17 protein-coding genes are annotated in these 15,722 nt (G+C 51.4%); 10 read left to right on the forward strand and 7 right to left on the reverse strand.

The features are described 5' to 3' along the window. From Q1A48_RS05825 to Q1A48_RS05860, 8 genes are all read left to right on the forward strand, one after another. On the forward strand, nucleotides 1-777 hold the full coding sequence (locus tag Q1A48_RS05825) for an SDR family NAD(P)-dependent oxidoreductase (RefSeq protein ID WP_299942372.1): 777 nt from the start codon (nucleotides 1-3) through the stop codon (nucleotides 775-777). After that, nucleotides 777-2,027: an FAD-dependent oxidoreductase gene (locus Q1A48_RS05830; RefSeq protein ID WP_299942374.1), complete on the forward strand. Its 1,251-nt coding sequence runs from the start codon at nucleotides 777-779 to the stop codon at nucleotides 2,025-2,027. The genes Q1A48_RS05825 and Q1A48_RS05830 overlap by 1 nt, the downstream gene beginning before the upstream one ends. A gap of 13 nt (nucleotides 2,028-2,040) precedes the next feature. Then, nucleotides 2,041-2,829 (forward strand): DUF1365 domain-containing protein, encoded by a 789-nt coding sequence (locus tag Q1A48_RS05835; protein ID WP_299942376.1) that lies wholly within the window; start codon nucleotides 2,041-2,043, stop codon nucleotides 2,827-2,829. After that, nucleotides 2,829-4,097 (forward strand): cyclopropane-fatty-acyl-phospholipid synthase family protein, encoded by a 1,269-nt coding sequence (locus Q1A48_RS05840; protein WP_299942378.1) that lies wholly within the window; start codon nucleotides 2,829-2,831, stop codon nucleotides 4,095-4,097. Before Q1A48_RS05835 ends, Q1A48_RS05840 begins: the two co-directional genes overlap by 1 nt. 1 nt (nucleotide 4,098) lies before the next feature. Next, nucleotides 4,099-4,614, forward strand: coding sequence for a DUF2878 domain-containing protein (locus Q1A48_RS05845; protein ID WP_299942380.1), 516 nt, complete (start codon nucleotides 4,099-4,101; stop codon nucleotides 4,612-4,614). Beyond that, complete coding sequence (locus tag Q1A48_RS05850) at nucleotides 4,607-5,311, forward strand: hypothetical protein (RefSeq protein WP_299942382.1); 705 nt, start codon at nucleotides 4,607-4,609, stop codon at nucleotides 5,309-5,311. Before Q1A48_RS05845 ends, Q1A48_RS05850 begins: the two co-directional genes overlap by 8 nt. A gap of 198 nt (nucleotides 5,312-5,509) precedes the next feature. Next, complete coding sequence (locus tag Q1A48_RS05855; protein ID WP_299942385.1) at nucleotides 5,510-5,905, forward strand: glycine zipper family protein; 396 nt, start codon at nucleotides 5,510-5,512, stop codon at nucleotides 5,903-5,905. Between the two features lie 208 nt (nucleotides 5,906-6,113). Continuing rightward, nucleotides 6,114-7,145: an NAD(P)-dependent alcohol dehydrogenase gene (locus tag Q1A48_RS05860; protein WP_299942387.1), complete on the forward strand. Its 1,032-nt coding sequence runs from the start codon at nucleotides 6,114-6,116 to the stop codon at nucleotides 7,143-7,145. 218 nt (nucleotides 7,146-7,363) lie between these two features. On the opposite strand, the gene Q1A48_RS05865 is transcribed toward Q1A48_RS05860, so the two are convergent. The 5 genes from Q1A48_RS05865 to Q1A48_RS05885 all read right to left on the reverse strand — a co-directional run bounded on the left by Q1A48_RS05865 (nucleotide 7,364) and on the right by Q1A48_RS05885 (nucleotide 12,295). Continuing rightward, on the reverse strand, nucleotides 7,364-7,876 hold the full coding sequence (locus tag Q1A48_RS05865) for a GNAT family N-acetyltransferase (RefSeq protein ID WP_299942389.1): 513 nt from the start codon (nucleotides 7,874-7,876) through the stop codon (nucleotides 7,364-7,366). Between the two features lie 75 nt (nucleotides 7,877-7,951). After that, on the reverse strand, nucleotides 7,952-8,416 hold the full coding sequence (locus tag Q1A48_RS05870; RefSeq protein WP_299942391.1) for a hypothetical protein: 465 nt from the start codon (nucleotides 8,414-8,416) through the stop codon (nucleotides 7,952-7,954). A gap of 1,051 nt (nucleotides 8,417-9,467) precedes the next feature. Further along, nucleotides 9,468-9,713 carry a hypothetical protein gene (locus Q1A48_RS05875; RefSeq protein ID WP_299942393.1) on the reverse strand — a complete coding sequence of 82 codons (246 nt, stop codon included), beginning with the start codon at nucleotides 9,711-9,713 and terminating at the stop codon, nucleotides 9,468-9,470. A 2-nt stretch (nucleotides 9,714-9,715) separates the two neighbouring features. Continuing rightward, nucleotides 9,716-9,889: a hypothetical protein gene (locus tag Q1A48_RS05880; protein ID WP_299942395.1), complete on the reverse strand. Its 174-nt coding sequence runs from the start codon at nucleotides 9,887-9,889 to the stop codon at nucleotides 9,716-9,718. A 654-nt stretch (nucleotides 9,890-10,543) separates the two neighbouring features. After that, the gene (locus Q1A48_RS05885) at nucleotides 10,544-12,295 is read right to left on the reverse strand and encodes a S41 family peptidase (RefSeq protein WP_299942397.1); all 1,752 of its coding nucleotides are present in this window, start codon (nucleotides 12,293-12,295) and stop codon (nucleotides 10,544-10,546) included. 391 nt (nucleotides 12,296-12,686) lie between these two features. Here Q1A48_RS05885 and Q1A48_RS05890 point away from each other — a divergent pair, with 391 nt between their 5' ends. Beyond that, nucleotides 12,687-12,875: a hypothetical protein gene (locus tag Q1A48_RS05890; RefSeq protein ID WP_299942399.1), complete on the forward strand. Its 189-nt coding sequence runs from the start codon at nucleotides 12,687-12,689 to the stop codon at nucleotides 12,873-12,875. A gap of 486 nt (nucleotides 12,876-13,361) precedes the next feature. On the opposite strand, the gene Q1A48_RS05895 is transcribed toward Q1A48_RS05890, so the two are convergent. Both Q1A48_RS05895 and Q1A48_RS05900 read right to left on the reverse strand, forming a co-directional pair. Beyond that, on the reverse strand, nucleotides 13,362-13,856 hold the full coding sequence (locus tag Q1A48_RS05895) for a GNAT family N-acetyltransferase (protein ID WP_299942401.1): 495 nt from the start codon (nucleotides 13,854-13,856) through the stop codon (nucleotides 13,362-13,364). 126 nt (nucleotides 13,857-13,982) lie between these two features. After that, nucleotides 13,983-14,336 carry a hypothetical protein gene (locus Q1A48_RS05900; RefSeq protein ID WP_299942403.1) on the reverse strand — a complete coding sequence of 118 codons (354 nt, stop codon included), beginning with the start codon at nucleotides 14,334-14,336 and terminating at the stop codon, nucleotides 13,983-13,985. A gap of 783 nt (nucleotides 14,337-15,119) precedes the next feature. Between Q1A48_RS05900 and Q1A48_RS05905 the strand changes: the two genes are divergently transcribed. After that, entirely contained in the window at nucleotides 15,120-15,293 is a 174-nt protein-coding gene (locus Q1A48_RS05905; protein WP_299942405.1) for a hypothetical protein, read from the forward strand. Nucleotides 15,294-15,722 lie beyond the last annotated feature (429 nt).

The raw sequence follows: 15,722 nt of genomic DNA on the forward strand, positions 1-15,722 counted from the left end.
GTGAAAGAGATTCGCAACAAGACTCTGTGGGTGACCGGTGCCAGTTCCGGTATCGGTCGCGCGCTGTCGCTGCGCCTTGCCCGCCATAACAATATCGTCATTGCTTCCGGGCGCCGTTTCGAGGCTTTGGCCGAGTTGCAAACGCACTGTCCCGAGCGTATCCGCGTACTCGATTGCGACGTGGCCGACGACGCCGCTATGACGGCCGTCCCCGAGCGTTTGGGCGCATTGAGTGGCCATCTGGATATGGTGATCGCCTGTGCCGGTACCTGCGAGTACGATGACGATCTCCAGCTTGACGGGAGCACCTACCGGCAGGTGTTCGATGCCAACTTCTTCGGTGTGGTGAATACCCTGCGCAGCGCCTTGCCGCTGCTGGCCGCCAGCCCCGCACCGGTCTTTGCCGCGTTGGGCAGCCTGTCTTCGGTGGTGCCGTTTCCCCGTGCAGAGGCCTATGGCAGCTCCAAGGCCGCGTTGGATTATTTCCTCGGCGCAGTGCGTGCAGACCTCTGCCGCACCCCCTTGAAAGTGGTGCGGATTCGCCCCGGATTTGTGCGCACCCCGCTCACCGCGCGCAATGATTTCGGGATGCCTTTTTTAATGAGTGCGGAGCAGGCCGCGGAGCGTATCGAGTTGGGCCTGTGCAAAGGGCGCAGCAGCATCGATTTTCCCCGGCGCCTGAGCTGGCCTTTGCGGTTGTTGGGCAGCTGCAGTGCGCTTTGGTTTTATCTCTTTGCGCCCAAAATGACAAGGATTCGCAGGTTAAGGAAGCGCTGATGCGTATCGCCATTGTCGGCAGCGGTATTGCCGGGCTCACGGCGGCCTATCTGTTGAGCCGCAAACATGAGATCACGGTGTTCGAGGCCCTTGACCGTCTGGGTGGGCACACCGCCACCGTGGCGGTGCAGGAGGGGGATCGCCGGCTCGCGATCGATACCGGTTTTATTGTGTACAACGACTGGACCTACCCGAACTTTATCCGCCTGCTGGATGAATTGGGTATTCAATCCCAGCCCACGTCCATGGGGTTCAGTGTGCGCTGTGAACGGGAGGGGTTCGAGTATGCCGGCAACAATCTGAACGCGCTGTTTTCCCAGCGCGCCAACCTGCTCAGTGCCGGCCACTGGCGCATGCTGTGGGACATTGTGCGCTTCAACCGCGCGGCCCTGCGGGACTGGCGCCAGGGACGCCTGCACGAGGGGCTGACCCTGGGGGAATATCTGCCAGCCAACGGCTATTCGGCGGAATTTGCCAATCGCTACCTGGTGCCGATGGGGTCGGCCATCTGGTCTGCCTCCGTGGCACAGATGCTGGAGTTCTCGGTCAGTTTCTTTGTGCGTTTCTTTTTTAATCACGGCCTGCTGAATGTGTTCCGACGCCCCCAGTGGCGCGTGGTCAAAGGCGGTTCGCGGGAATATATTGGCCCCTTGAGTGCGCCTTTTGCCGACCGTATACGCCTTTCCACACCGGTAGAATCCGTACTGCGCAGGCCCGGAGGGGTGGATTTGGTCACCGACTCCGGGCAGAGGGAATCTTTTGATGCGGTGGTATTTGCCTGTCATTCGAATCAGGCCCTGAGGTGCCTGGGGGATGCCAGTGATCCCGAGCGGCAGATCCTCAGCGCCATTCCCTATGCCTGCAATCAGGTGGTACTGCATACGGATACCGGTTTACTGCCACAACACCGGCGCAGCTGGTCCAGTTGGAATTACCGTTTGCGCACAGAGCGGGACCGGCTGCCGGTGCTCACCTACAACATGAATATTCTGCAGGGGCTGAAAACCCACAAAACCTACTGCGTCAGCCTGAATGCGGGAGCGCGTATTGACCCGGACAGGGTGCTCGCCCGCTTCGAATATGCCCACCCGCAGTTTTCCGTGGCCGGCAGCCGCGCCCAGGCACAGTGGGCACGTATTAACGGGGTGAATCGCACCTGGTTTTGCGGAGCTTACTGGGCCAACGGGTTCCATGAAGACGGGGTGAACAGCGCCCTGCGCGTTGCCGAACAGTTGGGTGTGCGTTGGTGAGGGAGCTTGATTGATGGAGAGTGCCATCTACACCGGGTGGGTACAGCACCGCCGGTTCGCCCCGCGGGCACACCGATTCCGCTACAAGGTGTTTATGGTGTATGCGGACCTGGCAGAGCTGGACAGTCTGTGCGCGCTGTCCCCCTGGTGGTCCAGGAAACCCTGGGCGCCGGCGCGCTTTTGCCGGGAGGACTTTTTCGGTGATCCGTCCCTCAGCCTGGACGAAGCGGTGCGGCGCCGGGTTTGGGAAGCCTGCGGGGAGCGCCCACCGGGGCCCGTACGCCTGCTGGCCAACTGGCGCTACTTTGGCTACAACATGAATCCCATCAGTATCTATTACTGTTTTGACGACCGGGGCCGGGCGGTGCACTGGATATTGCTGGAAGTCCGCAACACCCCCTGGCAGGAGCGCCACAGCTATGTACTGGACTGTCGCTCGGATGCGCGGGTGCAGAGGGCAGCGTTTGCCAAGACATTCCACGTCTCCCCGTTTATGCCCATGGCACAGAGCTATCGCTGGCGAAGTACCACCCCGGGTAAACGGCTTAGCGCTTATTTACAGAATATTGACTCCAGTACAGCGGGGCAGGGAGAGCGTCCGCTGTTCGATGCCACTTTAAGTCTGCGTCGGCAGGAGCCGAGCCCCAGTGTCCTCAACGGGGTTCTGATCCAGTACCCGCTCATGACCGTAAAAGTAATCACTGCCATCTACTGGCAGGCATTCAAGTTGTGGCTCAGGCGCACCCCGGTGTTTGCACATCCCCGTGGTGGCCGCGGGGCCCGTACAGGAGACAAGTGCTGATGAGAGCCGTGCAGGACACGGGGCGGACTTCACAGGCCCCAACGGCGCGGGCCAGCGGGTCCCGGCTGATACAATTTGCCCGCAAGCTGGTGCTGAACAAACTGCGCCTGATCCAGCGGGGGCACCTGGTGGTGGAGGAGGCCGGAAGCTGCTATGGCTTTGGCGAGCCGCGGGAACAGGCACACCTATGCGCGTATATCTGCATAGAGGACAGCAGCGTCTATCTGCAGGTGTTGGCAAACGGGTCCATCGGTTCCGGCGAGGCCTATATGCAGGGCGCCTGGTGTTCGCCGAGGCTGGTGGATGTGATTCGCCTGATGGTTGATAACATGGCGCTGATCGAAAATATGGACAGCCGCTGGAGCTACTTGCCGCGCAAGGTGCTGCGCGCGCTGCACCGCCTCAATGCCAATGACCACAGCGGCTCGCGCAGGAATATCGCAGCCCACTATGATCTGGGCAATGACTTTTTCCGGTTGTTTCTCGATAGCACCATGCTGTATTCCTCGGCGGTATTTCCCTCACAATCCGCCACACTCCATGATGCTTCCGTCCATAAAATGGCACTTGTTTGCCGCAAGTTACAGTTAAAGGCAAGCGATCACCTGCTGGAAATTGGCACTGGCTGGGGAGCCATGGCCATCTACGCCGCAAAGCATTACGGCTGCCGCGTGACCACCACCACCATCTCCCGCGAGCAGTTTGAATATGCGCAACAGTGGGTGCGAAAAGAAGGACTGCAGGATCGCGTTACCCTGCTGTTGCAGGACTATCGCGATTTGCACGGGCGCTATGACAAACTGGTTTGCATTGAGATGGTGGAGGCCGTGGGGCATGAATTCCACCGGCAGTTCTTCACCACCTGCAGCCGGCTCCTGAAGGAGGATGGGCTGATGGTCATGCAGTCCATCACCATTCAGGATCAACGCTATCACTATTACCGCAAAGAAATAGACTTTATCCAGCGTTATATTTTTCCCGGTGGCTGCCTGCCATCGAATCAGGTGATCGCCCACCATATTGCCACTGCCACGGATCTGCAAATAGTCGGTCTGGAGGATATAACCGCACACTATGCGCGCACCCTGGGTGCTTGGCACCGGGCCTTTCTGGCCGGGGCAGACAAAGTGCGGGCATTGGGATTCGATGAACGTTTTATCCGTATGTGGGAATTCTATTTGTGCTATTGCCGGGGTGGTTTTATGCAGAGAGTCATCAGTACCGCACAATTTGTCTTCGCCAAGCCGCGGTTTCTCGGCAGCTTTTGATATGTGGCGATTTGTCGCCAATGCCGTATTGTTCGATATCGCCTGGCCCCTCTGCGTGATTGTGGCCAGGCCCTGGATCGTTGTGCCCTTTACCCTTATCAATCTGTTTTTGCACCTGGCGTTTGTGGCCAATTTGCGCAGGGAACCCCTGTGGCTGGCCGGCGTCTTTCTGTTTGGTGTGGGGGTGGATTCGGTCCTTTTTCACCTGGGGCTGTTACAGAATCAAAGTGGACAGCCCTGGCCTCCGCTATGGCTGATTTGCCTGTGGCTGAATTTTGCCATGACCTTGCGCTACAGCCTGGTTTTTCTGCAACGCAATCTGTGGCTGGCGGCTGTACTGGGGGGGATTTTCGGGCCTTTCAGCTACTATACCGGTGCCTTTCTCAACGGTACCGTGGCATTGCACCAGCCCCTCTGGCAGTCCCTGCTGGTACTTTCGTTGCTCTGGGCCCTGATGCTGCCGGGGTTTGCCCGCACAGCCCGGAACCAATACCTGAAAGAGAGGAAGCATGCTTGAACTGCTCGCCGCCCTGGCAGTGGCAGCCGCGGGCTGCGGATACCAGGGGCCGTCCACCGCCTGGGGCCTGGCGTTCGATCCCCACAGCCAGTCGCTGGAATACTGCGAGTATTACCTGCCTTCGGCACAGAACCGGATCAGGGTCCTGTATTTTACCGCCGATGGGCAGCGCTTTGCCGAGAAAACCCTGCTGGACCACTCGGGCAAATCCCGCGGCGGTACGGCAGTGCCGGAAGTAGTGCAGAGGGACTTTCGCCATGGGGAAATCCGCGAGGTGCGTCGGGAGCGGGGGCAGTGGCTGATGCGCTACCGAAAATCCACGCATACGGATTGGAAAACAGCGCGTCACGGTCTTGCCGGTATCGATGTGGTGGATGCCGGCTTTGATGTCTATGTGCGCGAGCACTGGTCTGTGCTGGTGCGCGGCGACACCCTGGCATTCAATTTTGCCTCGCCCCTACACGGCCGTGCGATCAGGCTGCGTGCGCGCAAGCTGACCTGTAAAAATGCCCGGCCGGAAGCGGTGTGTATCCGCGTGGATGTTGCGCAACCGTTGTTGCGCCTGTTCGCGGGGAATCTCGACCTTGTCTACGATGGAGCCAGCCGCAATCTGCTGTGGTTTGAAGGCGTGGTGAATATTCTCGACTCCGAGGCGCGGACCCAGCGCTTAAGGATTTACTACCAGTACGGTTCTTGACCGGGCCTGCCCGTTGGCTTTGGCCGAAGCGCGCAAATAACCCCTTATCGCAGTATCTCCTCCAGAGCGCGGCCAGTGGGTCAGTTTTTTTGTGCTTTTTCTTTCCTGGGCGACTGGCGCCAACTTCAACCAGCAGCTAAACCTAAAGAAGAAAAGCATGACATCTCCGCTATTGACTCTCGCGCTAAGGGGTATCCGATGAAAACGGGTTTTGCTGCCACCACCGGATTTTGCATGGTACTGATCGCGGCTTGTGCCGCCCAGCCGGAGCAGGTGCCCGGTGCTGGGGGTATCGTGATCGACACCTGGGGTGTCAACATCAACCAGTACCAGGCAGACCTTGCCGAGTGCAAGGGAATTGCCTATTCCACTTACAGCGATCAGGGCCGCCGTGGCCTGGCCGGTGCTGCCGGGGGCGCTGTGGTTGGGGGTGCGCTGGGAGCCATTGTTGGTGACAGCAGCCGTTCCGCCGCTGCGGGTGCCGGTGCCGGTGCCCTGGTGGGCGGCCTCTCCGGCGCGGGCAGTGCCGGCGCCGAAGCCAACCAGATTATCAAAAACTGTCTGCGCGGCCGTGGCTATCGCGTGCTGAATTAATGTCTCCCGCCGGGGAGTGACCAGCTTCTCCCGCAGGTCCTCTGGTATTCGGCAACCTCACAGGACTTGGTTTGGGCCGGGGTAAACACCGGCCCTTTTTTTTAGGGGCTGTTCGCGGCTGATTGCCCGATGGGGTTTCTCCCCGATGGCACATTTGAACTGCGGCAGAAACCGGGCAGTGCACTGGCAAAAACCATGGGAGCCTTGTATGTCTACCACGACCGGCATCAATGCCTATGCGGTTCTGCAAGCCGGCGGGCCCTTTCAGCCCTATCGGATTCCAGTGGGTGCGCTGGGGGCGACAGAAGTGGAACTGGATGTACTCTACTGCGGCATTTGCCACAGCGACCTCAGCATGATTGAGAACGAATGGGGGCTGTCCCAATACCCCATGATTGCCGGGCACGAAGTGATCGGGCGGGTTGCAGCCACAGGCAAGCAGGTGAAGCGCTTTGCGCCGGGGGCGATTGTGGGGCTGGGATGGAATTCGGGGTATTGTGAAATATGCCACAACTGCCGGATGGGGGATCGCAACCTCTGCAGGGAGGCCAGATTCACCGTGCTCACCAACGGGGGCTTTGCAGATAAAGTACGTGCGGATGTGAACAGCCTGGTGGCGATCCCGGAGGGGATTGATCCCGTCTCAGCCGGTCCACTGTTGTGCGGGGGCATTACCGTCTTCAATCCGTTGGTGCAGTTTGATGTAAAACCAACCGATAGGGTAGCGGTGGTTGGCATTGGCGGGCTCGGGCATCTGGCGGTGATGTTTTTGAATGCCTGGGGCTGTGAAGTGACCGCTTTTACTTCCAGCGCGTACAAACATCGGGATGCACTGGCCCTGGGTGCGCACAGTACCCTCAACTCCTGTGACCCGGCGGAGATTGAAGCAGCCGCCATGCGGTTTGATTTCATTATCTCGACGGTCAATGTCAATTTGGATTGGGATTTATATATCCAGGCGCTCAAGCCAAAGGGTCGCCTGCACTTTGTGGGTGTTGTTGTGGACCCCATTCAATTCACGCTGTTGCCCATGATTCTGGGCCAGCGCACCGTGTCCGCTTCCCCGGTTGGCAGTCCGGCGACCATGGAAACCATGCTGGACTTTGCTGCCCGCCACCGAATCAGACCCCGGGTGGAGATTTATCCCATGCACCGGATTGAATCGGCATTTCAGCACCTGAAATCGGGCAAGGCAAATTATCGGGTTGTGTTGTCACGGGAGGGGGAAAATCCTGGTTAAACCAGCGCTGTGCTGGTGATTCTTTGTCCGGCAGTCAACCGGGCGTTTCCTATATCCTTGACATGGATCAGAGCTCCGTGCGGTGAAGAAACTTACTACCGGGGCGTAAGAAAAGAAACCCCCTGTTCCAGAACGCGCTGTGAATACATTCCTGTACGATTCGTAATCGGCATCCATACCTCATTTGATCCTGGGAGAGAGGGATTCTTCCCTTCTTACTAATCTGTGTTCTTCTCAGTTTCTCGATATAGTCGCAACCTGTCTTTGTGCTGAATCCCAGCTTCAAAAATTGCATGATTATAGTGGTTTATAAAATAATCTTTAAGGATGGAATCGACTCTAAAACCGTGACGATGATAGAACGCTAATTGGTACCCAAAAGCACCAGTGCCTAGCTCTATTCGTGAAAAACCCTTGTTTTCAAGTTCAGACAGCGTAAACTGAAGTAGCTTTGAGCCAATACCTTTGTTTTGATGTCTTGAATTGATTGAAATATTGAATATTTCTGCCGTTTTAGTAGCAATTTCCTGAACTACACAGACTCCTACTATTTCATTATTATCAATTGCTGCGAAACAGATGGCGCCTGGAAGATAGGAACCTATCTTTACCTCGGATGGGTCTGCCTCTAGTAAAAGATTTTTTGGAACTGAGGCATCTGAAATTTTTATATATTCCATCTCTACCTTAATACAGATAACGCCGCGCAGGGCGAGATTTTTGGTACCCATAAGCACCGAATAATGGGGGCTCCAGGGCGATAAAATTGAGGAAAAATCAATTTATAGAGATGCCCGTAAGTTCAACTAACCATGATGCCGCCGGAGATGCTTGATCAGTCCATTGTTGTCAAATTCTAACGAGACAATATTGGTGCTTGTATATTCAACCACTTTATCCATGTGTGAAGGCTTTACTTTAGCGTGTTCAGTATATTTTATGAAAACCACATTACGGCCAAGCATTAATTGATCTATTTTTACTTCACAAAAATAAACCTTGTCTGATAATTTGGCAATCATTCCTTTTCGGAGTTCCGCCTTTTTTGTAACGGTAACATTGAATTTTATATGTTCGTCAATAAAATTATCAGAAAATAGTGAGATAAATTTATCAATGTCTTGTATTGTTGTGTCCGGTTGTTGTCTGGTATTTTTTGCTTGAATGAAGGCTTCTGCTTTCTGTTTTAATTCTGCCTCCGATAAAGGCGTGTTAGCTAACGCCGAGACTGAAAGGCTTAATGTAATGATAGCTGATACTAGAATTTTCAATGGCTTCATCCTTTTGGTGTTTAATGTCTGTTGAATAAGCGGTGTGTCAGCAATTTTCAGTGCTGGCACTGGTTAAGTGATTTATTTGCTATTAAGTTCAATTAATTCTCCATTACGTTTAATTGAAACGGAATAAGTGGAGCCGTTGAGGTCCTGGTTTGCATGTTCAATAATCCAACCACTCTCCGTCTCAGTAGCTATAAATTTGTACCCATTTATGGATAACCCCGAGATAACGCGGGAGTGCCACATTGCGCAGCTAATCGCCTCTGCTTCAGTATTTATTAAACCATCGCATTCATAATTATCCTGTGTCAATGAGTTAAGTGGTAGCAGACTCATGATTATGATTAAAAGTAGTTTCATTATTTGTAGTCGCCTAACCTTTATAGACTGATCACCATGACCAGTATTATATTGGTTGGCAACACAAAATTCATTCTGCGTCAAATCGTAAAAAACTGATTTTGAATCAATCACCTACAGAAATTTAGCGCTATTGTCCCACATGGAAATGATCATCATAACTAGTATCTAAAAACTACCACCAAGTGTAACCCCCTGCATTTATTGATTGCTAGGAGGAATACTAGTAAAGCAGGAGGGAAGAATACCCCTCTCCCAGGACCGTATGAGGCATGGATGCCGATTGCGAGCGTACAAGGATGTATTCACAGTGTGTCCTGGGAGAGGGGTATTCTTTCCTTCCGGCCCGGTAGTAAGTCTTCCTGTAAAAATAACAGTCACGGTGATCGAAATTCCGCCTCGCATCTGGTCAAATTGCCCGTAAAACGGTACCACTACCCAGATAGGCGTATCGTCAGGATTTCCTCCCTCTGCCGGTTGATCCACCTTTCCGGTACAGCCACGGCAGCGCCGGCTCCGGCGATCGAGCCTTGCGCACCTACTGTGGCACCAGGGCGGAACGCAAGGTCACTGGCTTGCCGTCTTGACTGTGTTTGCCTTCCCAGGCAGTGTACGAGAAGGTAACCGTTTGCGGTGCTGCACGGGATTGCACAGACTTTCGAGGCGCCCCCTCTGCCCCTCGGGGCTATGTTTTTTCATTGGGTCGGTGCTTGAATGGCCTGAGGATGGCTGGGGGCTGATCGGTTGGGTCCTCCTCGAGCGCCCAAGCTTCGTCCAACAGTTGCAGCAAACGCACGGCCCGCACCACCCGGTTACCCCTGCCGGGCGCAATGTGCAGATCCACAACCTTATCTCTGATGGCGACCGGTGTGATAGTAAAATACCCGCCCAGGTCCAGTGGCTGAAACAATCGACAGGGTAATATAGGCATCTTTATTGGCTCCTTGAGTTGCCTGTGACGGAAAGGCGCAGGAAAAGTGCATCGGTTTGAACCACTTCTCTCGCCGCAGGCATGATCCTTGTGAGGAAAAGAAAAGGGAAACTTGCAGAAAGGGTGCGCAGCCAGACAGGCGGTGCGCGGCTGAAGTAAAAGACCACACCAATCATCACGCAACACCACAGCACACTCCGCCGCCGGGGGCAGAAGTGACTCGAAAAGCTCGCCTTCAGGGAGACGTTTATTGAAGACGAACGAGTGTATGGCGTATCATTCAAGACAGCCTCGCTAGATAGGTCATTTATCTATTGGGGTTAGCCATCTCTCGGTGTTGGCTCACTGGGAGGTGGCGTTTTTCTCTCATTTACGCGGTCGTGGTGCGGTCCTTCATTGTTTGTTGAAGACTTGTTGTAGTTATCGATTTCCTGCGAGGGCTCCCGTTCAGGGCGCCTCGCAGAGTGAATAATGATCGTAGCGCTGTTTTTATCTATTTTTTCTTCGTTTGCGCTGGCTTACCGGTTGGGTGCTATGTCAGCGGAGCTACCGTAATCGCTTTTTGCAAAGAATTCAATCAAGCAGAAGCTTTAGATGACACTAAGTTTAGTTTCCCCATTAGCTGGCGAAGACATTTGCCATGCATGGGGGCATCAGCAATCCGTTCCCAGGGAATCCGGGGCATGTTTGGTAAGGGGTATCCGGGTGAAATTTCACCATCCGAACGAGTGGCTGAATGCACTGCCGTATACGGACCCGCACGTACGCTGGTGTGGGAAGGGCGGGCTAAAACCCGCCTTTACTCGATTATTTTTCAATTTAAGTTGTCGTTATTTAATAGCATCGAGTATCTGTATCATCACAGAATCTTCACCTGAAAAGTAGCTCTCGGAAGACTGTGTTACAGGTAAATGGGGAGCTATCCAGATGCGATGGTCTTCAGCCTTCGACGCTTGGTGATATTGCGACGAGATAATCCCCCAGACACCACTGTACGGAAGCTTGAACCAACCCGCCTCACCTAGGTGATTTGGCTTACTTCCACTGGGCTCGCCAACAATAATGGCATTTGTCAATCTATTAAGATCAGCAAGTAACAGATGAGCAGCAGAGAATGTATTACGACCAACTATAATGAACAACTTGTTATCTTTATTTTTCTCTACAAAGTAAATTAATGTGCTTATGAGTGGCGGTAAAATTGAACCATTTCCACCACTGTTATGTCGCAGATCTAATACGAGGTTACCTATGTTGTTCTGCTTGATGCGCTGTCGAATTTCTTCGCTGAATTGAGAAAGAGACTGTGACTCACTCTGAGCTACCGCATTGAACTGTAGGTAAAGATAGTTGTCTTTCTCGTGCTCTGCATACCAGTAATTTTCAATTTTTCTTTTCAGGTAATCTGGATTGTTGATCGTTTCAAGCGCTGGTAGTGTTGGGAAACCTGTAAACTGGAATGACTCCCCAGGAAAACTTACTCGTGTATTATTGCCATTCTTATCGACTAAAGTAAAAGCAACATCATTAATGTCGTTAACTATTTTGATTCCTTCTAGTACCTCGGGTAGTGTCAGATAATAGGGCCCCAGCCAATACTGTTGCATTTCATTATCTCTGGCGTTAACACTCGCTATCTTTTTCATTACTTGTTCTACGGGCGTATTAGCCACCGAAACTACTCTACGACCTATCAAATGCTTATAATTGGAGCTGGCTTTTACAATATAAATACCATCGCTAAACCAATAGAACTGAACTGGCAGGCGAGTAAAAGATCCTTTCAGAGAGTGTGTGGGTACAATAAAGTTATGCCCGTTCCCGACAGTGGCCAACAACTCCATAAATTTAAAGACAATTTGTTGATCGTTCAAGCTTGGAATCTTTTCGGCGATTGACTTGGATTTTAATTCAAGCTGTTCTGCAGAACTTCTATGGTATGGATCTACATGCAGTCGCTTAATCTCATCCAGCAAAAAATATAAATCATGTCGCCACGCATCATTTCTTGATAAACCAGAATCTAAGAACTCTCCTGAGAGCTTTTTGTACTCTGGAGAATGAGCGATTTTTTCAAACTGAGTGTTTTTAATGAGAGATTTTCTATCATCCCATCTGTACTCTAATGCCATTTGTAGCCAATCTAGTGCCTTTTGCTTTTTGCCAATAGCAGAATAGCATTGCGCTATTTTAATCATGATATCGTTAGACGGTGATGAAGCAGATTTTACCCCTGTCATAATAGTGCCAAGCTGAAGCGCTTGCTCTAGCGGTAGTATTGCTTTTTGATATTGCTCAGTTTGTAGGTATCCATGTCCAAGTAAAAACCACGTATCGCCATCGTCTTCGTACTGTTTGGTCAACTTTTCAAGCAGTGGAATAGCTTTATTCCACTGTTGACTTTTTGCAAAGTTGATGGCTTGAGTGCGCAATGCCCAATACTTGGCAGCATTATCTGGAAAATTAGATGATGGCGATCGATCGATTACTTCGTTGGCCAATAGATAGGGTTTGGATGTAGCGAATACTGGCGCAATAGTACATGCTATTACCAGAGACACGAGTATAAATATTTTTTTCATAAAACTCATTTGTTGATTTTTTTGAGAAAGGTAACGCCCAGCTAAACTGTCGGAACAGAGTTGGTTGTTTTGTGCTATTTACGCACAAAATAAGCTACGCGGTGAAGGTTATATTTTAGCCGCTTGTGTACGCCCAGCATGGGCAGGAACTAATGCGATGAAGGTCCTCTGTGAGAGAGTTGGGTCACTGGGCTAGCGGTGATCATAACTACTAGCCGAAGGCAAGGGCAACCCCGAGAAGGGCTGTGTGGAGGAAGCCCGAACACAAACCTTGGGGCCGACGGACAAAAATCGTATATAAGGCCCAGCCCCAGGAAGAAGTTAGCACAAGATAACAAAGTCCGCAGGCTTGAGGGGTAGGGCAAATGCGGCGGTTGTGCAGGGACATTTCATGTCTTTATCCGGGGGTGTCTGTGTCACTGGCAGGGTCGATGGTATCTCCATTTATGACTATCCCCGGTGGATAAAGTCACGCTGGCTCGCACTGCACCGAGCCCTGGTTGAGAGCTACTACCAACCCCAACCCGTCAAACGGGTCGCAACACCCAAGTCCTCGGGGGCAAAGGCCACCTGGGGATAGCCACAGTACACGACCGCGTGATCCAGTAAGCGATCAGCCAAGTGCTGACGCCAATCCTAGGCCCGACCTTCTCCAATCACAGCTATGACTTCAGGCCTGGTAGACGTGCTTAGGACGCAGTTAGCCCTATCCAGCACTGCATCAAGCGGGGCCTGAAAAGCCCCTTGCTCTTATGCGATAAATGGGTTCGCAGGTGTCTGCGCATGTGTTTTTTCAAGCAGTGGTGCAGACTCCGAACGCGTATTCGCCATCCCAGTCCACAGAGTGTACCGGAACGCTGGGCGGTATCGGTCGGATTGAGTTCCAAGGGGCCGTACCGGCTGGCGAAGACGTTTGCAGTGCATCAAGGAATCTGCAATCAAGTCCTGGCGAATCTAGGACTTGTTGCGATAAGGGATAACTGGGGGAAATTTCACTCTCCGAACGAAGTGCTTTAGTGAACCGCGAGATACAGACCCGCCTGTACGGTGGTGAGTGGAGGGCGTGCTAGAAACCTACCATTACCCGATTAGGCTTCGTTGACAAGTTTTTTGACATGAATTTGCTATACGGGTCTTCTACATAATCAGCAAAGGGCTTACAATACTCAAAACCATATTTTTCGTAAAGCCGGTGAGCAGGTTTGAAAAAAGGCATAGAACCTGTTTCTAAACTCAGTCTTTTGTAACCACTTTCAGTTGAGATTTCTATGATGTGCTCAAGTATGAGTGAAGCGATCCCTTTGTTTCTGAATTCAGGACCTGTTCGCATAGACTTAATTTCTGCGTGACTAGAATCCAGCTCTTTGATTGCACCACAACCCGCTAACTTATTTTCATCCCAAACAGTCCAAAATGTAACATTTGATGACTTCAATGCTTCTAAATCTAAAGCATGTTTACTTTCCGGCGGAGAAATTGCTCTCATATCCTCTAAGTGTTCTTCGAGAAATTGAGCAACCAAAGGGCTTGAAAGATCATCAACTTCTATTCTCACCGACATGTCACCCTTTTGATTTTAGCGTTTTTTGTTTATGTATAGAAGTCCCACGCCTCAATAATGGGTCGAAGCACGCAAAGCTGAGACCCAGCCCCGAAGGGGCGAAATTGATTGGCTTGCTAAAAGACATTAGACACGACCCCTGAGCTTATTAAATAGATTGTGCCAAAAAGTGGATGCGCTAACAAGCCATAAGCCAATTGCTAACTGGAACACCAAACCAGCAGGCCAAAGAATGCTTGATGATGCTATTTCCACTGTATTTGGTATGAATGATAGTGAGCGTGGTAGATAAGCTAGGGCATTAACTACAAAGTACAAACCTGCTAGCTGAAACAATACTTTTTGAGAGTCGCTACTCAATGTTGCCTCGAAATTAGATTTGGCACGGCTCAATACTGAGTTCGCCGCTTTATTAATTAAGTAAACTGCGATGAGCCCGGCCAGGATAATTGCTCCAATGAGGCCGGCATAAGCACCCATAGGTATTTCATGTTGCTGATATTGTGCGACGCTGGTGAATAGTAATACAAAGCTTGGTAAATTCAGAATTAGCTGAATTAAAAGTCAAATTGAAAAAATCCTTAATGCGATTGCTGTGTAATCATGATTTGCTTTTTAACGTTGTCAACAAGGGTGGCCTAAGCAGAGCGTAGGCCGTCCAACCCACTAATCTAACGGCCGGGTAGGCCGGCTTGGATTGATTATGGAACATGGCTGAATACTAGATGATCCTGAATTATCCCATAAACAGCGAGACTCACCACAACACTACTCGGAACATAATAACGTGTTCTTTTAAGAGGAAGAACCAAGATAACCAATGAAGAGGCAATTGCTGAAACTACAGCAACACCAAACCAGGTAGCTTTTTAACCCTGGCGCGATCACTAATAACACATATGTCACGGGGAGGAAACTTGATGCAAGCAGGCAGGCTATAAACTTCCATAGATATCTGCTTGATACTTTTTTCCGGTCAACTTGATTCAATTTCTCCTTCTATACCGCTTAAAGCATGGGAGGCAAAAGCAAAGCGGAGCAGCAGTTTTGACGGCTCGTGCGTTTACCTGTGTACGCCCAGCATGGGTATGAGCTCATGAGATGAAAGTCCTCTGTAGGAGAGCTGGGTCACTGGGCTAGCGGTGATCATAACTATTATTCGATGGCAAAGGCAAGCCCCAGGGTGATTCAAGTTAGCACAAGATAACGAAGTCCACAGGTTCGATGGGTAGGGTAAATACGGCGGGGGTGTAGGGAAAGTTCATGTCCTTGTTGAAGCTGTCACCGATTTTGTATGGATTAGTCGCATTGAAAATCGTGCTGTGGGATATGCAGGATTTTTCCCTGATGCAGAAGCTTGCCGTCTGCATCTTGGTGGAGTTGTGTATGCTGGGAGCCGCGGTTGAGTATCGGAGATTTTTATCTGCAAGAAGCTAAGGGAATTTGCAGATCACAACAGCCCTACTGTAGCCGTAACCAAATCGCTTGAAAAACTCATTTTACCACCCAATACCATCCTGATTAGATTGCACTAGTTGGGGATAGCTTTTATTCAGTATGTTTTTCAGTCAATGGCGTAATATTCTACTTATAAATTTGTCATTGCTGTGGGAAAGGGCAACGTTATCGACTGGGAAATCGCCAAGCATCTGGAGGTGGAAAACGGCGATTTCCTTGATTCCTACCGGGTCGGAAGGGAAGAATACCCCTCTCCCAGGACACGCTGTGAATACATCCTTGTACGCTCGTAATCGGCATCCATGCCTCATACGATCCTGGGAGAGGGCTATTCTTCCCTCCTGCTTTACTAGTATATTAAATGGATTCTCCTCTTCGGCTAACTCGCCAACCCGTATTCAGGGGGTG

Origin of the sequence: uncultured Microbulbifer sp. (genome assembly GCF_947489355.1) — a bacterium.
Taxonomy (GTDB): Bacteria; Pseudomonadota; Gammaproteobacteria; order Pseudomonadales; family Cellvibrionaceae; genus Microbulbifer.